Here is a 19,966-nt window from a genome sequence, read left to right on the forward strand (position 1 = left end):
CCCGGGTCTGACTACACCGGGGCGAGGTCGTTCGCCCAGGGCAGGTCAAATCAGAAACATGGCAATACTCAGCACAACGCCGGTCACGAGCATGATCACCGAGGTATAGCCCATGATGTCGCGAATCTGCAGGCCGGCAATGGCCAGCAGCGGCAGCGTCCAGAAGGGTTGGACCATGTTGGTCCAGGCATCGCCCCAGGCTACCGCCATGGCCACATTGGCCATATCGGCATCCAGTTGCCGGGCGGCATCGATCACGATGGGTCCCTGCATGATCCACTGACCACCCCCGGCGGGAATGAAAAAGTTGATCAGCCCGGCGCTGATGAATGAGTAAAAGGGCAGCGTGTCGCTGGAGGCGATCGAGACCAGCGCACTGCCGATATCGGCGGCCATGCCGGTCCCTGCGATCACGCCCATCATGGCGGCATAGAAGGGGAACTGCATGATGATGCCATAGGCCGTGCGCGACCCACCGGTACAAAAGGTGATGTATTCACGGGTATGGCGGGAAAACAAAAGCCCCAGAGCGAAAAAGCTCAGAATGACGGTATTGATGTTCACGCCGCCGCCGGTAATGAAGTGATCTGCCAGCCAGAGCAGGGCGATCACGCCTAGCGTCAGCGGGATCAGCCGGGAATATTCGAGGCGCTGGGCCGGCGTCATGTATGAGCGCTCGGGCAGGGAAGTGGCCGTCAGGTCATCGCTTTGTTCATTGTCCGGCAGGCTGGTGCGGGGTTCATCGGCCCGTGGGCGCATCGAGACCAGAACGGCCGGTACCACCAGAACCATGGCCGCCAGAATGGCCAGATTGCCGATCGAAAAGACCGTCTGCGATACCGGGATGATGCCCATCTCGGCTTCCAGAAAGTGTCCGGGATTGGCAATGACGGTGGGAATCGAGCCGCCATAGCCGCCATGCCAGACGATAAATCCGGAGTAGGCCGCTGCCACCACCAGCGGGTAGTGCACGCGCCCGCGGTGGACAATGCCCATCTCCCGGGCCACCAGACCTCCGGCCACCAGACCGAAGCCCCAGGAAATCCAGCTGCAGAGCATGGCGATCAGCGTGGTGGCCACAATCACCTGCACCTCGGTGCGTGGCAGGTGGGTCAGTTTGATCAGTGCGCGCCGCACCGGCCGGGTATGGGCCAGCGCGTAGCCACTGACCAGCACCAGAATGATCTGGCAGGTAAATTCATAGATGCTGAAAAAACCGTTGCCCCAGTAATCCAGCACCTGACGCGGCGCGTGGCCGTCGCCCCATATGATGCCGAGCCCCAGCACCGCAATCGTCAGGAAAAACAAAAAGACAAAGGCGTCCGGTAGGTAGCGAACGGCAATGTGGGTGAACAGGCGGCCAATAAGACGCATACAGGACAGCACTCCTGATGGTTATGGTTGTAATGGATACAGCAGAGTGTGCCACCGGACATCAAGCGGGGGCGGTGGCTTGTGAACGCTAGATCAGCAGGCGATGACCACCCTGGCAGAAGTGCTCATGGCGGGCCTGGTGGGGAGGATTTAAGTCTGAAGCAGGTTTGATTAACCCTGTGGCGCGCATGGCATGATGACAACAGCGAATCGGGAAGCCGTTGATCTCCACTAGACCATTCTTCGTGTCCAGGTCTTTACGCTGTACCGGCAAGGAGGCCGTCATCCCTGCCGGGGAGACAAGGGACGTGTTTCATATCAAGGATGACGGGCCGCAGCGGTACCCGTCATCGTTCGCAGGGCATGATGCTACGGTCGATAGAACAGAAACTCCCTGGTTTTCGCCGTCAGGACAAAGCTTGAGGCCCATGCCGGCGTAATGCCGCGATGATGGAAAAACAGCGCGCCGTGGGTGCGATCCAGCAGACTGCCATTGAGCGCGCGTCGGGCAATTTCACGCGCTGCGGCGTACTCTTTGGGCTCGCTGGCTTCGTCCGGGCGCCCGTCGCACCACCAAGAGAACTGACAGCTGCCGGTTTCCGAACCCTCCTGGACCACGCCGCACAGCGTGGTAGGGAAGCCGCTGCTGCCCAGGCGATTCATGACCACATTGGCGACGGCCTCCATCTCCCGAGCATTGGTGCCCTTGGCTTCCCAGTAGATGGAGCGGGCCAGACAGGTCACCGCATCATCCAGCGGCGCCTGGCCGTTGGGATCGATCGCCCGTGCACCATCGCGGGTCAGGCGAACGTCGGGGGGCGGCGGTTGAACGCCGCCCTCATTGGAGGCGCGCTGTTCGAGCACCCGGGCCTTTTGCTGCGCCATGGCGCGTTGGGTGGTCTCCGAGGCCTGGACGGATGAGACGCTCAGGCTGGCGACAAGGCTTGCAATCACGATCAGGGAGTAACGCATGGCCGCTCTCATGGCGAAGGAACCTCTATCCTACGCACCCGATCCCGACCGGAAAACCCTCTTTAGGGCGAGGGCAATCGCGGCACAGCGTCAAAAAGCGCCCGGGCGGGCGCTTTAAAGCATGGCTTGATCCGCTGTTAAGCCCTTTTCAAAGCGCCTTCCACCGGGCCATGTGCAGGTCATCACCTCACCGCCTGCGAGGTGATCAGGCAGACCATTCGGCGCCGGTCAATTCACAGGACACCTGCCAGAGCCGCTCACCCTGCGCCTGGTCGCGGGCGGTCTGCGACATGCGGGCGCGTTTGGGGGCACCCCGTGTTTCTCCCGGGCCATCGGGACCGAAATAGTCGCCGGGCCGGATGTCGCTGGCGGTGGCGGCATGAATCGTGGGACGTGCGCCTTCGGTGGCGTTCTGGCTTAAAAGCGGCATGGCCAGTCTGAACAGCGTGCCCACCAGCGGACGGCTCTTCACGCCGTGATTAAACAGGGCCGTGCGCGAAAGCCCCGGATGCGCTGCCAGGCTGTCCAGTCCCCAAAGCTCCTGATTGCTGTGACGCTGCAGGGTCTGGCTGAACATCAGCATGGCCAGCTTCGACTGACGATAGGCCCGCCAGGGATCGTAATGGCGCTCGCCCTGCAGATCCTCAAAGTCGATCTGCCCGCCCCGGTGGGCAAGGCTTGAAAGCTGGACCACCCGTGGCGCGGCGGCATGCATCAGCTGCGGCAGCAGCAGGCTCGTCAGCAGGAAATGGCCCAGATAATTGACGCCGAGCTGACGCTCGAACCCCTCTTCGGTCAACTCGCGGCGAGGCAGCGCCATGACGCCGGCGTTGTTGACCAGAAGATCCAGTGACGGCTCCTGAGTCTGCACGCGGTGTGCAAACTCGCGTACCGACGCCAGCCGATTGAGATCAAGCAGCTCAAGGCGCACATCGGCCTTGGGAGACTCGGCACGGAGTGCCTCGACAGCGGCCTGTCCCTTTGCTTCATCACGGGCGGCCACAATGACTCGGTAGTGCTGATGCATCAGGGCGCGTGCGGTTTCAAACCCCAGCCCCGTATTGGCACCGGTTACCACGGCCAGCAGACGTCTATCGGCGTGATCGCTCATTGAAATGCTCCGCAGTAGAACAGGCCGTCACGCACTCAGTCTTGGTTCGTGTCGCTGATGGTCTGAATGACCTCAAATCCCTCGAATTTCGGCGGCCCCAGATAAAGCCCCTCACGGCGACTCTGGCCGGCATTGGCATGGGCGGCACGAAAGGCCTCGGAGTGGGTCCAGGCCTCGAAGTCCGCGCGCGAACGCCAGAGGGTATGGGAAGAATAGAGCACGTGATCCTCTTCGGAGGGACCGCGCAGCATATGAAACTCAACGAAGCCGGGCAGGCCCTGCAGGTGGGTTTCACGCTCCAGCCAGAGCTTTTCAAACTCTTCCACACGCTCGGGATTGACCCGAAAACGGTTCATGGCAATAAACACCGCGCACGCTCCTGTCGTTGTTCATCGGGCGCCCTGTGCGCCCGGTCCTGTCATGACGATGGCACCTTGCCGCCATTCGGGCAAGATGATCAGGCTTGCCTGGTCATCTTGAACCAATGCGTTTTCGGAGATATCTGTCATGACACCAGTCATCAATCTGTCACGGTTGACTACGCGCCCCTGGCAACAGGGCGACTTTTTCGGGGGCTCGGACATCAGCCTTGGCGCTCTGCTCGGCCTGAAGGCATTGGGCGTCACCTACAATGAGGTGCCCCCGGGGCGATCGAGTTGCCCGTTTCATAATCATCATGTGGAAGATGAGATTTTTGTCATTTTGCAGGGTGAAGGCGATTATCGATTTGGCGAGATGCGTCACCGTGTCACGGTGGGTGATGTACTGGGTGCGCCGGCTGGCAGTACAGAGATGGCTCATCAGTTGATCAATACCGGCGATCAGCCGCTGCATTATCTCGCCATTTCAAACAGGGCTCCTGCAGACATCATTGAGTACCCCGACTCAGGCAAGTTCATGGCGCGAGCCGAGGGTTCTGACCGGCAACGCGCCCGCCTGTTGGGTCGACATGATGATATGCCTGCCTACTGGGAAGATGAGCCGGGGGCATAAGTCCTTCACCACTTTCAGGGGTCGTGTCTCACAAGCGAGGCCGGTCGTTATCATTCAGTATTCAATGACCTTCGACATCAAAAGCCCGTCGCAGGGCTGGCCTGCTGGCAGCCTCTGCGTGCCTTGATGCATCAACAGCCAGGCATCCCGCTCACCGAGCAGTTCAAGCCGGTCATCTTCCCGGCGCAGGGCGGTACCTTCCGGCAGGGCGACCACTCTGCTGTTCGGATTGAGCGTCAGATACTCCGCCAGACGCTCTTCCCGGCTTTCGCCGTGGTGTCCGGCGCTCTTGTCGACGATGAAGTGAGGGTTGATCTGAAAGGGCACCAGCTCAAGGGTTCGAAAGCTCGGAGGCTCGACAATCGGCATGTCATTGGTGGTGCACAGGGTTGGGCCTGCCAGGTTGGCACCGGCACTCCAGCCAATATAGGGCAGGCCCTCACCCACGCGCTTGCGAATGACATCCATCAGATTTAGGTCGTAAAGCCGGCTGACCAGTGCAAAGGTATTGCCACCGCCCACGATCAGCGCCTCGGCACGGCGGATCGCCGATTCGGGGTCGTCGCTGTCATGCAGGCTGTCCAGCGTGATGTCGCCGAGATCAAGCGCGGCGCGGACGTGGTCCAGATAGGTGTCGAAACCTTTACTGACCCCAGCGTGGGGAATAAACAGCGCGCGTGTGATCGGCGTGGAATGCGCGCTCAGAAATTCCTTGATCAGAGGGCGGGTCCAGACCAGATAGCCGGTGTCACCGGCCATGGCGCTGCTCAGCAGTAAAAGTCGTGACATGGGACTGTCCTGTTTGGGACCTCATTTAAAACGCCTTCGGCGATTGAGGCTCTAATGCTCTGAGGCGTCGAGTCAAGCCATTGCAATACTGCAATGGCGCCCAAAAACGCCATTTTATTATTTGAGAATGATTATTGTTGACTTTAACGAGGCGGCTTTTCAGAATCCCTTCGCTTTTTAAGACCAATAACGGGTGCGTTAAACGCACCGGCAAGGGACATCATGAAAACATCATCGCCCGTGTTCGACGTCGGCGCTCGGCGGCGTCTGCTCGGTGCTGTCGTGGCCGCCGCCGGCGTGTATGCCACGGCCGCCCCGGTTCAGGCACAGCAGAACACTGAAGCATCACTGGACACCATGACCGTCGAGGCGGCTGCCGTACCCGATAGCGCTGCCGGCCCGGACAGCTCCATTGTGGCGCGTCGCACCATGACCGGCTCCAAAACCGATACCGAAGTGCTCGATCTTTCCAATAGCGTCTCGACCGTCACCGAAGAAGAGATGCGCACACGCAACGTGCAGAGCCTCGAGCAGGCGATTGGCTATACGGCAGGTGTGGCGGTGGATCAATACGGCGGTGATGACCGCTATGACTACTTCATGATTCGTGGTTTTGACGGCACCTCATCTGGTACCTATCGGGACGGACTGAGCCGTCGCACAGTCAATTTTACCGGCGGCAAGCTTGAGCCCTACGGTCTGCAGCGCATCGATATCCTCAAGGGGTCGACCTCGACGCTCTTTGGCCTCAACGCGCCGGGTGGCATGGTCAATGCGATCACCAAGCGCCCGCTTGATTACGATTTCGGTGAGGTCTACACCACACTGGGCGATGACCACACCGAAACCGCAGCCGACTTTGGTGGCCCGATCGATCAGGCCGGCGAGTGGAGCTATCGCATCACCACCAAGTGGCAGGACGCCGAGCTCAGTGCCGATGAAACCCGCGATGATCGTTTCTATTTCGCCCCGGCCCTGACCTGGAAGCCCGATGACGCCACCTCGCTGACGTTGCTTGCCGACTACAACAAGCGTCGTGGCAATACCTCACATGCCATCCCGATCGGGTCGAACATTGACCCGGAAACCTTTCTTGGCGAGCCCGATTACAACGATCTGGACCGCTTCGAGCGCAATGCCGGCTATCTGTTCGAGCATGATTTTCAAAACGGCCTGACCTTTCGCCAGAACGCCCGCTATACCTATCTGAACATGGACTACCGCCATGTCTACCTGAGCGAACCGGACCCGCGCGACGGGCGCGCTGCCTTCGTGGTGGCCGGTGAGCGCGATCAGTACGCCATCGACAACCAGCTCCAGTTCGATCATGAATTTGAGGGCATCAGGACCCGGACGCTGGCGGGATTTGATTACAACAACGATGAGGTCGATGAGCGCTCGCGCTTTGGGACGGCGGGTGGAATCGATCCCGACAACCCACGTTACTGTGGAGAGGCCTGCGTAACGCTGGGTGCGCCCGACAACTTTCACCAGAAACAGCTGTCACGCGGCACCTACCTGCAGGAGGAGCTGACCTTTGATGATCGCTGGATCGTGACGCTGGGCGGTCGCTACGACGAGATCAAAACAGACACGGCAGATGCCTCCTACAGTGACTACGCCTTTACCAAACGTGCCGGCCTGACTTGGAAGGCGCTGGAGAACCTGTCGTTTTACACCAACTATTCGGAGTCGTTCGAGCCGCCCTCAAGCCGCAGCCTGATCGAGGGCAGCGCCGAGCCGCAGGAAGGCAGGCAGTACGAGATCGGCATGAAATATCGTCCGACCGACAATGCACTGGTGACGCTGGCCGCGTTTGATCTCACTCAGGAAAACGTCGTCAAGCGGGTGACGCCGACCCTTTATCGCCAGGTCGGTGAAATCAACGTTCGCGGACTCGAGCTTGAAGGCAAGCTGGCTCTCAACGATCGGCTCAACATGACGGCGGCGTATTCGTACTGGGACCCCGAGATCAAGGAAGACGGCCTGACTGGCAACGAAGGCAACCGCCCGATGCTGGTGCCGCGCAACATTGCCTCGGTATGGGCCGACTACACGATTCCCGGCAGCAGCACCCGCGGTGATCTGACCCTGGGGCTGGGCACCCGCTTTGTCGGCGACACTTATATCGACGATGAAAACAGTGACAAGGCCGCTTCCTATACGCTGGTCGATGCCATGGCCCGTTACGATCTCACCGAGAATGTGGATCTGGCCGTTAACGTCACCAACCTGTTCGATCGGGACTATCTGACCTACGTCGACAATGTCAGTAATAGTGGCTTCTACGGCAACGGTCGATCCGTTTTGACCACGCTGCGCTATCACTGGTAATCAAGGGCCAGGGAAGGCACAGGACGCCTTTCAGCCTGCACCATCGGGCACCCCGTCCGGATTGGCCGGGGCACCCGACAGCCGCTCCCTGCGATTTCTGCCTGCCTTTTGACCGTCAAATCTCCACACGCAGGCCAAGCTCGATGACTCGTTGCGGCGGTACCTTGTAGTACGAGGTGGGCTGGATGGCGTTACGCGCCATGAACGCAAACAGCTTCTCGCGCCACAGCATCATGCCCGGGACCTCGTCGGTGGGAATGATCGTCGCCCGGCCGATATAGAAGGTGGCCTGTTCCATGTCCACCTCAAGGCCGAACCGTTCGGCAAAACGCACGGCCACCGGGACGTTGGGGGTCTGCATGAAGCCGTAATGCACGATGACCCGATAGACCCCCTGGCCCAGGTCATCGATCTCGAGGCGCTCGGCGGCCGGGATACGAGGGGAGTCCTCGGTGCGAACGGTCAAAAGCAGCACACGTTCATGCAGCACGTGATTGTGCTGCAGGTGATGGTGAAGCATAGGCAGGGTACCGGCATCGCTGCCGGTCAGGAAAATGGCGGTGCCCTCGACACGGATGGTCTCGCTGTCGGCCAGCTCACGCACGAACTCCTCAAGCGGGGCCGATTCGTCGGCGTTGTCTTCATCCGCTTCCTTGTCATGCCTGAGCCGTCGGCTCAGCAGCTCACGCCCACGCAACCAGGTGCTCATCAGGGTGAACATGGCGACCGCGGTCAGTACCGGGAACCAGCCGCCGTGTGGCACCTTGAGCAGGTTGGCACCGAAAAACGGCAGGTCGACCAGCAAAAAGGCCACGGTAATCGGCCCGGCCACCCATAGTGGCCACTCCCAGCGCTCGCGCATGATGAAAAACGCCAGCACCGTGGTGATGGTCATGGCAAAGGAGATGCCCACGCCGTAGGCCCAGGCCAGATTGGTCGAGGTCCGAAAACCGAGCACAAGCCCGATGGTGGCCAGCATGAGCAGCCAGTTCAGGGTCGGCACATAAATCTGACCGTACTCTTCCGAGGAGGTCTGAAACAGGCGCATCGGCGGCAGCTGGCCGAGCTGGACCGCCTGACGGGTCAGCGAGAAGGCCCCTGAAATGACGGCCTGCGAGGCAATGACGGTCGCGATGGTCGCCAGGCCGACGAGCGGATAAAGCGCCCATTCCGGCGCAAGGTTATAAAACGGCTGGCTGGCGGACTGGCCCTGGGAGTGGATCAGCATCGCGCCCTGGCCGTAATAGTTGAGCAAAAGCGCCGGCAGAACGAGCCCGAACCAGGCCAGCTGGATCGGGCGCCGGCCGAAATGACCCATGTCGGCATACATCGCCTCGCCGCCGGTCACCACCAGAAAGACCGCACCCAGCACCACAAAGCCTGTCCAGTGATTGATGCTAAAGAACTCGATCGCCCGCAGCGGGTTGACGGCCGCGAGCACGCCGGGCTCCTGAACAATGCCGTAGATCCCGAGTGAGGCGAGCGTTGTGAACCACACCACCATCACCGGGCCGAAAAAGCGCCCAACGGTTTCGGTACCGCGTGACTGAATGGCAAACAGTGCCACGAGAATGGCGATCGTGATCGGGATGACATAGGGCTCAAAGACTTTGGTGGCCACATTCAGGCCTTCCACGGCGCTGGAGACTGAAATCGCCGGCGTCAGCATGAAACTGCCGTACAAGAGGGCGGTGCCGAAGATGCCCAGCCGAAGCAGCCACTTTGAATGTGGCCCGGCATTTTTGCGCCAGGGGTTGAGCAGGGCCACCAGCGCCAGCATGCCGCCTTCGCCGTTATTATTGGCGCGGGTGACAAACAGCATGTACTTGGTCGAGACGACCAGAATCAGTGCCCAGAAGATCAGTGACAGAATGCCCAGCACATTGGCATCGCTGGGTGTCAGGTGGCTGGCGCCGCGAAAGCATTCGCGCAGGGCGTAGAGGGGGCTGGTACCGATATCGCCGTAGGAGACGCCCAGTGCGGCCAGCCCGAGCACGACCAGCCGCTTCGGGCTCAGCTCGCGTTCTTCGGCCTCGCAGCTTTCGGCCTGCTCTTCGTGGGACCAGGGCTGGGCAATCTGTTCCTGCTCGCTTCTGCTCGGGGCATGCTCCTGAGCGTCTTCCTTGTCGTCGGTTTTCCGGTCTGCGCTGTGCTCATTTTTTATCGGACATCTGTCTACCACCGATGGTGTGACGTGATCGTCTTTTTTGATGCGGCCCCTGAAAGTATCGATCCTTGCTGCCGATGCCCTGACACCTGTCTGCGGCGGCCGTTTCGATCTTTCATATTTCGATAGTAGTGAGCCCTGATTCGACTGTCGAATCAGGGCCGTGACCTGTCGACCAATGGCGCAATGACCAAAGACCCGGAGAAAGACAGACCCCTGAAGCGCCGGTGATCATGTCCTTGAGTGCCGCGTTCTCGGCGAGTGGTTAGCCCTATCGCCCGGTGGCGACCTCCAGCCCTTCGCGAGTCACCTCGCCGAGAAAGTCGATTTCCTCGGGGGTGATCACGTAAGGCGGCATCCAGTAGATGACGTTGCCCAGCGGGCGCAACATGGCACCGCGGGACATGGCGTGCTGAAAGACCCGGAGTCCGCGACGTTCACGAAAGTCATAGGGTTCGAGCGTTGCCTTGTCCTTCACCATTTCGATGGCGACCACCATGCCGGTCTGGCGGACATCGCCGACGTGTGGGTGCTCGCGCAGGGGCGCCGTCACCTGCTCGATGCGAGCCGATTTGTCGCGATTGGTGGCGATCACGTCGTCGTCTTCGAGAATGTCGAGCGTGGCCAGCGCTGCGGCACAGGCCAGCGGATTGCCGGTGTAACTGTGCGAGTGCAAAAAGGCCCGCAGCGTTGAATAGTCGTCATAGAAGGCTGCATAGATCTCGTCGGTGGTCATGACCACCGACAGCGGCAGATACCCTCCGGTGATCGCCTTGGACAGGCACAGATAGTCCGGGCGTACGCCGGCCTGTTCGCAGGCGAACATCGTGCCGGTGCGCCCGAAGCCGACGGCAATTTCATCAAATATCAGCTGCACGTTGTGTCGATCGCACGCTTCGCGCAGCCAGGTCAGATACTCCGGCGGGTACATGCGCATGCCGCCGGCACACTGGATCAATGGCTCAACGATGACCGCGGCCAGTTCATCGCCATGACGTTCGAGCGCAGCCTCCATGTGGGCAAAGGCTGCCCGGGCCTGGTCGATCCACTGGTCACGCGGAAGACCGAATCCGTCCGGCGCCGGCACCTTGATCACATCCAGCAGCAGCGAGCGATAGGTGTCGGTAAAAATCGCCACATCGCCGACGGAAAGCGCGCCTAGCGTCTCGCCGTGATAGCCGTTGGTGATGGTCAGAAAGCGGCGCTTCTCCGGTCGACCCTGGTTATGCCAGTAGTGGTAGCTCATTTTCAGGGCGACCTCGATCGCCGAGGAGCCGTTGTCGGCATAAAAGCAGTGCCCCAGCCCTTCCGGGGCCAGTCGTCCCAGCCGTTCGGAGAGTTCGATCACCGGCTGATGGGTAAAGCCTGACAATATGACGTGCTCAAGCGTGTCGAGCTGGGTCTTGATGCGCGCATTGATGCGCTCATTGGCGTGGCCGAGGATATTGACCCACCAGGAGCTGATCGCATCCAGGTAGCGATGACCTTCGAAATCCTCAAGCCACACCCCCTTGCCCGAGCGGATGGGGGTGACCGGCAGGGTTTCGTGATCCTTCATCTGGGTGCAGGGGTGCCAGAGGCTGGCCAGGTCGCGCTGCATCCATGTGGCGTTATCGTTCATGAGATTCCAGTAGCACATTGAGATCAAGACAGGCGCCGACTCGCTCTGGCGTCGGCGCCACAAGGTAAGGCACCAGGCCCAGACAGGGGATGCCGCCACGCCGGCTCAACCACTCTTCGAGCGTGGCCAGATTGGCGGCCAGACGCGACAGGTCGGCATCCACCACGTTGGCCACCCAGCCGGCGACCCTCAGGCCGTCGCGCTCGATGGCCTCCAGCGTCAGTCGGGCATGATTGATGGCGCCGAGCCGCACACCGACCACCAGAATGACCGGCAGATCCAGCGCCACGGCCAGATCGGAGAGGCAGGCGTCATCGCTTAAAGGCACGCGCCAGCCGCCGGCACCTTCGATCAGGGTGAAGTCGGCGCTGGCGGCCAGCAGCGTCTGCATGGGCGTCAGAAGCGACGCCACCGAGAGCCTGTTTCTGGCCTCACTGGCCGCAATATGCGGTGCAATGGCCGGTTCAAACGCCACTGGATTGACCGCCTCGTAGGAAAGCGCAGGCTCGCACTGGGCCTGCAGGGCCAGGGCATCGGCGTTGCGCAGGCCCTGCGAGGTGCGCTGGCTGCCGGAGGCGACGGGCTTGCCGGCGGCGGTCGTCAGCCCGCGGGTACGTGCCGCGCTCAAAAGGCCCGAGGCGATCAGGGTCTTGCCGGCATCGGTATCGGTGCCGGTCACGAAAAAGGCCGAAGGGGAGGGACCAGAGGTGTGATCCGTCATGAGAGATCTCCAGGTTTTTGCATGAGGACCAGCGCCACCCGATAGGTGGTGGGCAGCCCCATCGGGGTGCGAAAGCGCTCCAGGGACTGCGTGACGCCCGCCCAGTGTCGGCGGCTCATCAGCCCCTGCGGTGCCGGTCTGTCCGGGGTGGCAGCGCCCACGGCCTTCAGCGCCCGCAGACTGGCGGCGGCGCTGTCATGAAAGACCCGGTGATCCCTGACCTTTAGGGTATGAAGCGTGAGTGGACTGGCCTGGAGATGGACCGAGAGCGCCTCATGCGTGAGAAAGGCATTGACCGCCGCACGGTCCTCAATCATTGAAAAGGCGGTTTTCAGCTCGTTGAGGCTGCCATCAAGCAGAGTGGTGAAGGCCAGCCAGCCGCCCGGACGCAGCGTGCGCTTGGCTTCCTTCAAAAAACCTTCCGGTGTGGCACACCACTGGATGGCCAGGCTGGACACCACCATGTCCAGCTGTTCGTCGTCAAAAGGCAGCTGCTCGGCGTCTCCAGGCGTCCAGAACAATGGCTCATGGCCGTGGCGCCGGGCCGCCTCCTCAAGCATGCCGGGGGCCGGGTCAATGCCGGTGACCGTGGCGCCCGGGTAGCGCGCATGCAGCCCCCGGGTGACGTAGCCGGTGCCACAGCCGACATCGGCCAGATGATGCAGGGCCTCGGCCGGCAGGGCGCGAAGCAGATCATCGGCCACCTCGCGCTGAAGACCGGCGTGATGGTCGTAGTGAGGCGCCGCCTTTGAAAAGCTCACGGCGATCCGGTGTTTGAGCGTCAGGGCCGCGTCAGCCTTCATGGGCCTCTCCTGCGTCGACTCGTGCAATAAAGGCCGCCATGTGTCGGGCGCACGCTTCCGGGTGCTCCATCACAAAGGCGTGGCCGGTGTCGGCAAGCTGATGGGTCGTACTGTTGCCGGATCGCGCGTTGATGGTCTGGCAGGCCTGCAGGGGCACCAGCGCATCAAGCTCGGCAAAAAGGTGCAGCCTCGGGCAGAGACCAGGGGCGAGCTGCGTCTGCAGATCGATGTGCGCCAGCAGCGACAGCCCGGCCAGTGCCTGCTCAATGGTGAGGGTTGCCGCATGCTGCTCAAGCTGGCGGATCATGGAGGCGTACGAGGCGCTGCCGCGGGCCACCAGCGCGAAAAAGCGTGACCGGGTCTTTTCCGGGGCGCTTGCCCAGCGGCCCTGAAAGGCCGTGAGGGTGGCCGTCGGCAGGGCGTGCCGCCAGTCATGTCGGGTCACGAAGCTCAAGTTGCTTCCCAGCGTTATAACGCCGGGGCAGTGCCCGCGGCGCCGGTCGGCCAGCGCCATGGCAAGCATGCCGCCCAGCGACCAGCCGGCCAGCCAGGCATGCTCGGGCAGGCGGGCATCAAGATCATCGAGCCAGACCTCGAGGGTGTCATCGCTGGTAGCCGGCAGGGGCGGGCAGTCGATGACCCAGCCGGGCAGCTGCGCCTTGAGTTCAGCGGCCAGTGCCATCAGCGAGGAGGGTGCCATGGCCCATCCGGGCAGCAGGATCAGGGTTGGAGAGGCGGTCATCATGAGGTCACTGCCCGGCAGCAGCGCTCGAGGGTGTCGAGCAGTCGATCCAGGTCGGCCTCCGTGTGGGCCGCCGACAGGGTGACGCGCAGCCGTGACTGCCCCGGGGGGACCGTGGGCGGGCGAATGGCGGTACATAAAATGCCATCCTCATAAAGACGCTTGGACAGCGCCATCGCCGCCTGTTCGCTGCCGATCAGCAGAGGCTGAATGGGCGTTTCGGAAGGCATCAGCGTGATATCGGGCAGCGCCAGCGTGAGCAGTTCCCGTCGAAAGCGCTGGATCAGGTGATGCAGATGGGCACGCCGTTCCGGTTCGGTCTGAACGATATCCAGGGCAGCCAGCGTGGCCGCGGCCAGCGCCGGCGAGAGGCTGGTGGTGTAGACGAAGGGCCGGGCGAATTGGATCAGCGATTCGATCAGCGCGTGGCTGCCGGCCACAAAGGCACCCTGGGTGCCCAGCGCCTTGCCCAGTGTACCGACCAGAATGGGTACGCGGTCGGCCGCCACGTTCTGCGCTTCCAGCGTGCCGGCGCCATTGGCGCCCAGCACGCCGAGGCCGTGGGCATCATCAATCATCAGCGGCGTATCAAAACGCTCGGCCAGCCGGGCCAGGGTGGCCACATCGGCGCAGTCACCATCCATGCTGAAGACGGCGTCGCTGACCAGCAGTCGATCGGCGTCCGGCGATAGCCCGGCCAGTGCCTGCGCTGCACCGGATAGATCACCATGCGCGAAGCGATGAAGCCGGGCACCGGAAAGCCGGGTGCCATCCAGCAGTGAGGCGTGGTTGAGTCGGTCATGAACAACATGCCCGCCGCGGGACATCAGCGCCGAGATGACGCCCAGGTTGGCCTGGTAGCCGCTGCCAAACAACAGCGCTCGCTCACGACCGGTCCACTGTGCCAGCTGCGTCTCCAGCCCGTCATGGATCTCCTGATGGCCGTTGACCAGGTGTGAGGCGCCGCCGCCGGCCCCGTATTGGCGCGCGCCGTCACACAGGGCCTCCACCACGTGCGGATGTGTGGCCAGCCCCAGATAGTCATTGCTGCAAAAGGTCAGCATCCCCCGGTCATTGATCCGGGTATGCACGCTGGCATCACGCTGGCTGCGCCGCCGGCGATAGCGGCCGGCGGACTTTTGCTGCTCGAGGCGATGATGCAGGGCACGCTCGAAGGCACTCATCTCGACGGTGTCCCTCTCAATGGGCGGCGGCATCGGTGGTCATGGCCGCAGCCTGCGCCTGGCGGATTTGATCGTTGAGCACGGCCTCATGGGTGGCATCATCGACATCGTGTCGCTGCTCGGGATAGAGCCCCAGCCGCTCGAAAAGGCGTTGATCGTGCGCAGCCTGCGGGTTCTGAGCGGTCAGCAGTCGCTCGCCGTAGAAGATCGAGTTGGCGCCGGCAAAAAAGGCCAGGGTCTGGGTCTCATCGCTCATCAGTTCGCGCCCGGCGGCCAGACGCACGTGAGAGGCCGGCATCAGAATGCGGGCAGTGGCGATGGTGCGAATGAAGTCGATCGGGTCGAGATCCTCGACCTGTGCCAGCGGCGTGCCTTCGATGCGGATCAGCATGTTGATCGGCACGCTTTCGGGATGCGTGGGCAGGTTGGCAAGCTGCTGCAGCAGGCCGGCGCGATCATTGATGCTTTCGCCCATGCCGAGAATGCCGCCGGAGCAGATTTTCATGCCGGCCTGGCGTACGTGATCGAGCGTTTCCAGTCGGTCGGCGTAAGTGCGGGTAGTGATGATCTCACCGTAGTATTCCGGTGAGGTGTCCAGGTTGTGGTTGTAGTAATCAAGGCCGGCCTCTTCGAGCGACTGCGCCTGATCCCGGGTCAGCATGCCCAGCGTCATGCAGGTTTCAAGCCCCATGGCGCGCACGCCGCGCACCATCTCCAGCACGTAAGGCATGTCCTTCGCACGCGGATTCTTCCACGCCGCGCCCATGCAGAAACGACTCGCCCCGACCTCCTTCGCCCGGCGCGCCTCTTCCAGTACGGCCTCGACCTGCATGAGCTTTTCGCGCTCAAGGCCGGTGTTGTAATGCCCGGACTGCGGGCAGTACTTGCAGTCCTCCGGGCAGGCGCCGGTCTTGATCGACAAGAGCGTGGAGATCTGGACGGCGTTGGGGTCGAAGTGCTGACGGTGCACGCTCTGTGCCCGAAACAGCAGGTCATTGAAGGGCAGGGTCAGCAGCGCCTCGATCTCGTGGCGCTGCCAGTCATGACGAAAGGACTCGGCGGTGGCGGCATTGGAGCGAGTGGTGGGCATGGCACTGTTAACCTTTTCAAAAATAAAAGATAACGGCGACTTTGCCAGCGTCTCTGGTTAACTTCAAATATTTCTATGGTTAACAGGTGGCGGGGTCATAACACTTTCTTCAAATGAAAATGAGAATAATTGTTGTATGAGTTGACTTTGCATCTGGTGGCTCATCAAAATCGCGTGGCCATAACACCGATAACCGGCGCACACGAGGCGCCAGCAAGGGATACCATGAAAAAGCCATCCTGCGGTCGTCACGCCCTGACGATCGTGACCACCGGCGCCTGTCTGATCACCCCCGTCATGGCTCAGGCCGATGACGCCGCCATCGATACCCTCACCGTCACGGCCACCAATCTCTATGAGAACGTGGGCTATACCCGGCGTGCCATAACGGCCGGTACGCGGATGAATCTCTCACCCAAGGAGATTCCGCAATCCGTCAGTGTGATGACCGAGCAGCGCATCAGGGATCAGAATCTTCGCGATTTTGAAGATATTCTGGCCAATACGACGGGCATTTCCGTATCGGGCATCGACAGTACCCGGCGCAGCTTTTACTCCCGCGGTTTTTTGATCAACAACTACCAGTTTGACGACATACCAACGACCGTTCAGCCGCAGTGGTATATGGGCGATGCGGCACTGGATAGCGCCATCTATGATCGTGTCGAAGTGGTTCGTGGTGCCAACGGTTTGCTGACGGGCGCCGGCAATCCCGGGGCCTCGGTCAACTTTGTTCGAAAACATGCAGACGCTTACAGGCCGACAGGAACCATCTCCGGCGAGCTGGGAAGCCACGGCCATGGTCGTACAGTGATCGACGCGCAGACACCGCTGACCGAATCCGGCGACATCAGGGGGCGTTTCATCGGCGGTTATGAAGATGGCAACGGCATTCTGGATCGCTTCAGCGAGCGCAAGAAGTTTGGCTATGCCGTGATCGATGCCGATGTAACGGACAACACGACCGTATCGCTGGGATATGAATATCAGAACACGCATCAAAACGATGTGACCTGGGGCGGCCTGCCGCTGCTTTACAGCGACGGTAGCCGCACGGACTTCGATCGAGATTTCAGCGTCGCGCCACGATGGTCCTTTTATGATCACGATTCGGAAAAGGTCTTTGCCGAGCTGAATCATCAGTTTGATAACGGCTGGGAGCTGCGCGGGGTCGCCACTCATGCGACGCTCGAAAGCAACAACAAGCTTTTGTACATGTTCGGCTTTCCTGACCGCCAGTCCGGACTGGGACTCAACGGCGGTGCAGGGCGCTATGAAAGCACGCGTCGAATGGACGCTGTGGATACCTACGTTGATGGCCCCTTCGAACTGTTGGGTCGCGAACACGAACTGGTCGCGGGAATCAGCTACAACCGTCAGCATACCCGTCATACGGGGGCTTACCTGCCTGTCGATACGTCATCCGTGGACATTCACCGCTTTGATGGTCGCATCGAGGAGCCCGAGTGGGGGGAAATGGGCACCCAGGTAGACGACGTGACCCGACAGCGTGCCTTTTACACGGCGACCCGACTGTCGTTGACGGACCCCCTGACCCTGATTCTCGGCGCCCGCTATACCGACTGGCAAAACGATGGCCTGCAATCCTCTCGACATCATGAAGAAGTCATTCCCTATGGCGGGCTGGTGTACGACATCAACGATACCTGGTCGGCCTTTGCCAGCTACACCGAAATCTTCATGCCGCAGGACTATCGCGACAGCAGTGGTGCCTATCTTGATCCCATTACCGGCAAGAACTACGAGACCGGTCTCAAGGCAGGCTGGTATGACGACCGTCTGACAGCGTCCTTCTCCATATTCCGCCTAGAGCAGGACAACGTCGCCCAGGCCGATGGTAATACCACCGTACCGGGCACCGGAGACCAGGCCTATACGGCTGCCAGAGGGGTTGTCAGCGAAGGATTTGATTTTGAACTCAACGGCGCCGTGACTGAGCGTCTCGACACAACGCTGGGCATCACTCGCTACACTGCGAAAAACGATGAAGGTGGCGTCAATACCAACCAGCCGCGGACACAGATCAAGCTTTTCTCGAGCTATCGCGTTCCGCAATGGGAGAAGCTGACCGTTGGCGGCGGTGTGAACTGGCAGAATCGCACCTTCAGCGATATCGCCAACCCGGACGGAGGCACCACGCGTGTTCAGGAGGGCAGTTTCGCAATAGTGGATCTGTTCGGGCGTTATCAGTTCACGCCTGATCTGTCGCTACAGGCCAACATCAAGAACCTGTTCGACAAGGAGTACTATGGCTATCTCGGTACCTATGGCGTCTATGGGGCGCCGCGCAGCGCCACGGCGACGCTGACGTACTCGTTCTAACCTCCTTGCCATGGCATACACGGCTGACAATTCTGTCGGCCGTTTAATTCGTATCCACTAAAGTGACCGCGCTACACTGGGGTGACCGCCATGCTCGTGGAGTTCTGTCATGTCCACCGGTCCGCTCGTGACGCTTGCCCGTGTCACCTTTCCCCATGAAGCCCATTTGCTCAAGGGGCTGCTTGAATCCCGCGGTGTTACGGCCTTCATCATCGACGAGCATCTGATGACGATGCAGTGGATGTGGGAGACCGCGCTGGGCGGCGTGAAAGTGCAGGTTGCCCCGCGGGATATTGAGGCCGCCCACGAAGTGCTGGCGAACTATCATGCGCATCGGCTGGCCATGTCTTCGCCCGCGTTTGAGGCTTCAACACCGCATAGTGCGATGCACTTTTACGGCTGGCGGGCACTGGTCATTGCCTGCTGGGCGACGACCGGCGTGGTGTTTCCATTACCGTCAGTCTCTCGAAAATGCCTGCACGACCGGCAGCAGTGAAAAGCCACTGCGCGCTTTATTGGTACGTACAAGAATCTGTACGGTACAAAATCCTGTACAGGAGAAAACATCATGGATGCCATCAGCTACACCGCTGCCAGAAGCCAGCTGTCCAAAACCATGGAACAGGTGTGTGAAGACCACGCGCCCATCGTCATCACGCGCAGCAGGGCGCCTTCGGTGGTCATGCTCTCGCTGGAAGACTACGAGGCGCTGCAGGAAACCGCCTATCTTCTGCGCTCACCCAAAAACGCCCGACGCCTGCTGGAATCCATGGCCGAGCTGGAGCAGGGCGACGGTCAGGAAAAGGCGCTTCTTGAGTGAAGCGCCTGTTTTCCGAGAAGGCCTGGGAGGATGACCTGTACTGGCAGACAACCGACAAGAAGGTGCTCGGGCGCATCAACAAACTGATCAGGGAAATCCAGTGCCAGCCATTTGAAGGTGTAGGTAAACCGGAGCAGCTTGGGCACGGCTTTTCAAGGTATTGGTCCCGGCGAATCAACGACGAGCATCGAATTGTTTATAAAGTGACAGACGACGCGCTGATGATTGCGCAGCTTCGATATCACTATTAAGGATGCATACCTTCCGTCTGGTCAGTCCGCCGTAATGGCCAGAGCCGTTATCATCATCAACGGGCAGGATATCCAACGCCCACGCCATGATTTAAATATTCGATAGCGCTCTCACCCGTTTCATTCGTATTTGCCTGCATTGAGCGTCGACTTCTGGTTTGTGGCACTCATGATCGCCAGTCACTCGCCCAATGCTCTCACGTCTTTTCCCTGACCCTTCGAAGCCATCTCTTCAAGGGACGGCTTCAATTCCGTGCCCCTACCGCTTTTTGACGATCAGCTATAGATCGGCGCTCGGCATGCATCGACCAATAGCTAATGTAAAGATAAGTGACATTGCGTTGACATGTATTAGTATGGTCTTTTTGAGGTTATGGACTGCCGCCAAACACATCCCGTCATGTTTGATGCTGCATATACATGGTTTAAAGGTATGCGGGGTTAGATCATAGTGAATATCGGACGATTTGTAGCTTTGTATTCAATGCGAATGCATGGCATCGAACTTTAAATCAAGTGTCTGCTATCGACCCAAAGCAGCCCTGCCGGTTAAGGGAGGGGTCGTTCCACGGTGTTGATGGAAATAACTGAGCCACGCTTTTGCATTTTTGACCTATCGTCAGCATTCAGCGGGTTATTAAGGGTTTCTCC

General features: G+C 60.5%; 18 protein-coding genes. 6 read left to right on the plus strand and 12 right to left on the minus strand.

The genetic code is table 11. The features are described 5' to 3' along the window. Positions 1-45 precede the first annotated feature (45 nt). The 4 genes from B9H00_RS10165 to B9H00_RS10180 all read right to left on the minus strand — a co-directional run bounded on the left by B9H00_RS10165 (position 46) and on the right by B9H00_RS10180 (position 3,825). Complete coding sequence (locus B9H00_RS10165) at positions 46-1,374, minus strand: short-chain fatty acid transporter (RefSeq protein WP_086900562.1); 1,329 nt, start codon at positions 1,372-1,374, stop codon at positions 46-48. Between the two features lie 369 nt (positions 1,375-1,743). Continuing rightward, positions 1,744-2,346, minus strand: a complete 603-nt coding sequence (locus B9H00_RS10170; RefSeq protein WP_086900563.1) for a cell wall hydrolase — start codon at positions 2,344-2,346, stop codon at positions 1,744-1,746. Positions 2,347-2,551: 205 nt separating this feature from the next. Continuing rightward, on the minus strand, positions 2,552-3,457 hold the full coding sequence (locus tag B9H00_RS10175) for an oxidoreductase (protein WP_086900564.1): 906 nt from the start codon (positions 3,455-3,457) through the stop codon (positions 2,552-2,554). Between the two features lie 35 nt (positions 3,458-3,492). After that, on the minus strand, positions 3,493-3,825 hold the full coding sequence (locus B9H00_RS10180) for an antibiotic biosynthesis monooxygenase family protein (protein ID WP_086900565.1): 333 nt from the start codon (positions 3,823-3,825) through the stop codon (positions 3,493-3,495). A gap of 139 nt (positions 3,826-3,964) precedes the next feature. Here B9H00_RS10180 and B9H00_RS10185 point away from each other — a divergent pair, with 139 nt between their 5' ends. Next, positions 3,965-4,450 (plus strand): cupin domain-containing protein, encoded by a 486-nt coding sequence (locus B9H00_RS10185; protein WP_086900566.1) that lies wholly within the window; start codon positions 3,965-3,967, stop codon positions 4,448-4,450. Between the two features lie 54 nt (positions 4,451-4,504). Here the strand turns inward: B9H00_RS10185 and pepE are convergent, their stop codons facing one another. Beyond that, entirely contained in the window at positions 4,505-5,239 is a 735-nt protein-coding gene (pepE, locus tag B9H00_RS10190) for a dipeptidase PepE (protein WP_086900567.1), read from the minus strand. Positions 5,240-5,461: 222 nt separating this feature from the next. Here pepE and B9H00_RS10195 point away from each other — a divergent pair, with 222 nt between their 5' ends. Further along, a complete protein-coding gene (locus B9H00_RS10195; RefSeq protein ID WP_086900568.1) occupies positions 5,462-7,573 on the plus strand; it encodes a TonB-dependent siderophore receptor in 2,112 nt (703 codons plus the stop codon). 115 nt (positions 7,574-7,688) lie between these two features. Here the strand turns inward: B9H00_RS10195 and B9H00_RS10200 are convergent, their stop codons facing one another. The 7 genes from B9H00_RS10200 to bioB all read right to left on the minus strand — a co-directional run bounded on the left by B9H00_RS10200 (position 7,689) and on the right by bioB (position 15,901). After that, positions 7,689-9,755: a potassium transporter Kup gene (locus B9H00_RS10200; protein WP_211329626.1), complete on the minus strand. Its 2,067-nt coding sequence runs from the start codon at positions 9,753-9,755 to the stop codon at positions 7,689-7,691. Between the two features lie 256 nt (positions 9,756-10,011). Continuing rightward, positions 10,012-11,361, minus strand: a complete 1,350-nt coding sequence (locus B9H00_RS10205) for an adenosylmethionine--8-amino-7-oxononanoate transaminase (protein ID WP_086900569.1) — start codon at positions 11,359-11,361, stop codon at positions 10,012-10,014. Next, entirely contained in the window at positions 11,351-12,082 is a 732-nt protein-coding gene (gene bioD / locus B9H00_RS10210) for a dethiobiotin synthase (RefSeq protein ID WP_086900570.1), read from the minus strand. The genes B9H00_RS10205 and bioD overlap by 11 nt, the downstream gene beginning before the upstream one ends. Next, positions 12,079-12,885, minus strand: coding sequence for a malonyl-ACP O-methyltransferase BioC (gene bioC, locus B9H00_RS10215; RefSeq protein WP_086900571.1), 807 nt, complete (start codon positions 12,883-12,885; stop codon positions 12,079-12,081). Before bioC ends, bioD begins: the two co-directional genes overlap by 4 nt. Further along, a complete protein-coding gene (locus B9H00_RS10220; protein ID WP_086900572.1) occupies positions 12,875-13,630 on the minus strand; it encodes an alpha/beta fold hydrolase in 756 nt (251 codons plus the stop codon). Before B9H00_RS10220 ends, bioC begins: the two co-directional genes overlap by 11 nt. Further along, entirely contained in the window at positions 13,627-14,844 is a 1,218-nt protein-coding gene (gene bioF, locus B9H00_RS10225; protein ID WP_236944251.1) for an 8-amino-7-oxononanoate synthase, read from the minus strand. Before bioF ends, B9H00_RS10220 begins: the two co-directional genes overlap by 4 nt. Continuing rightward, entirely contained in the window at positions 14,828-15,901 is a 1,074-nt protein-coding gene (gene bioB / locus B9H00_RS10230; RefSeq protein ID WP_086900573.1) for a biotin synthase BioB, read from the minus strand. Before bioB ends, bioF begins: the two co-directional genes overlap by 17 nt. A gap of 225 nt (positions 15,902-16,126) precedes the next feature. Here bioB and fhuE point away from each other — a divergent pair, with 225 nt between their 5' ends. The 4 genes from fhuE (at position 16,127) to B9H00_RS10250 (ending at position 19,315) form a co-directional block, all read left to right on the plus strand. Continuing rightward, complete coding sequence (gene fhuE / locus B9H00_RS10235; RefSeq protein ID WP_147376573.1) at positions 16,127-18,244, plus strand: ferric-rhodotorulic acid/ferric-coprogen receptor FhuE; 2,118 nt, start codon at positions 16,127-16,129, stop codon at positions 18,242-18,244. Positions 18,245-18,353: 109 nt separating this feature from the next. Continuing rightward, on the plus strand, positions 18,354-18,740 hold the full coding sequence (locus tag B9H00_RS10240; RefSeq protein WP_086900575.1) for a putative signal transducing protein: 387 nt from the start codon (positions 18,354-18,356) through the stop codon (positions 18,738-18,740). 72 nt (positions 18,741-18,812) lie between these two features. Beyond that, entirely contained in the window at positions 18,813-19,064 is a 252-nt protein-coding gene (locus B9H00_RS10245; protein ID WP_086900576.1) for a type II toxin-antitoxin system Phd/YefM family antitoxin, read from the plus strand. Beyond that, positions 19,061-19,315, plus strand: a complete 255-nt coding sequence (locus B9H00_RS10250; protein ID WP_086900577.1) for a Txe/YoeB family addiction module toxin — start codon at positions 19,061-19,063, stop codon at positions 19,313-19,315. Before B9H00_RS10245 ends, B9H00_RS10250 begins: the two co-directional genes overlap by 4 nt. Positions 19,316-19,966 lie beyond the last annotated feature (651 nt).

This window comes from Kushneria marisflavi (assembly GCF_002157205.1).
Taxonomy (GTDB): domain Bacteria; phylum Pseudomonadota; class Gammaproteobacteria; order Pseudomonadales; family Halomonadaceae; genus Kushneria; species Kushneria marisflavi.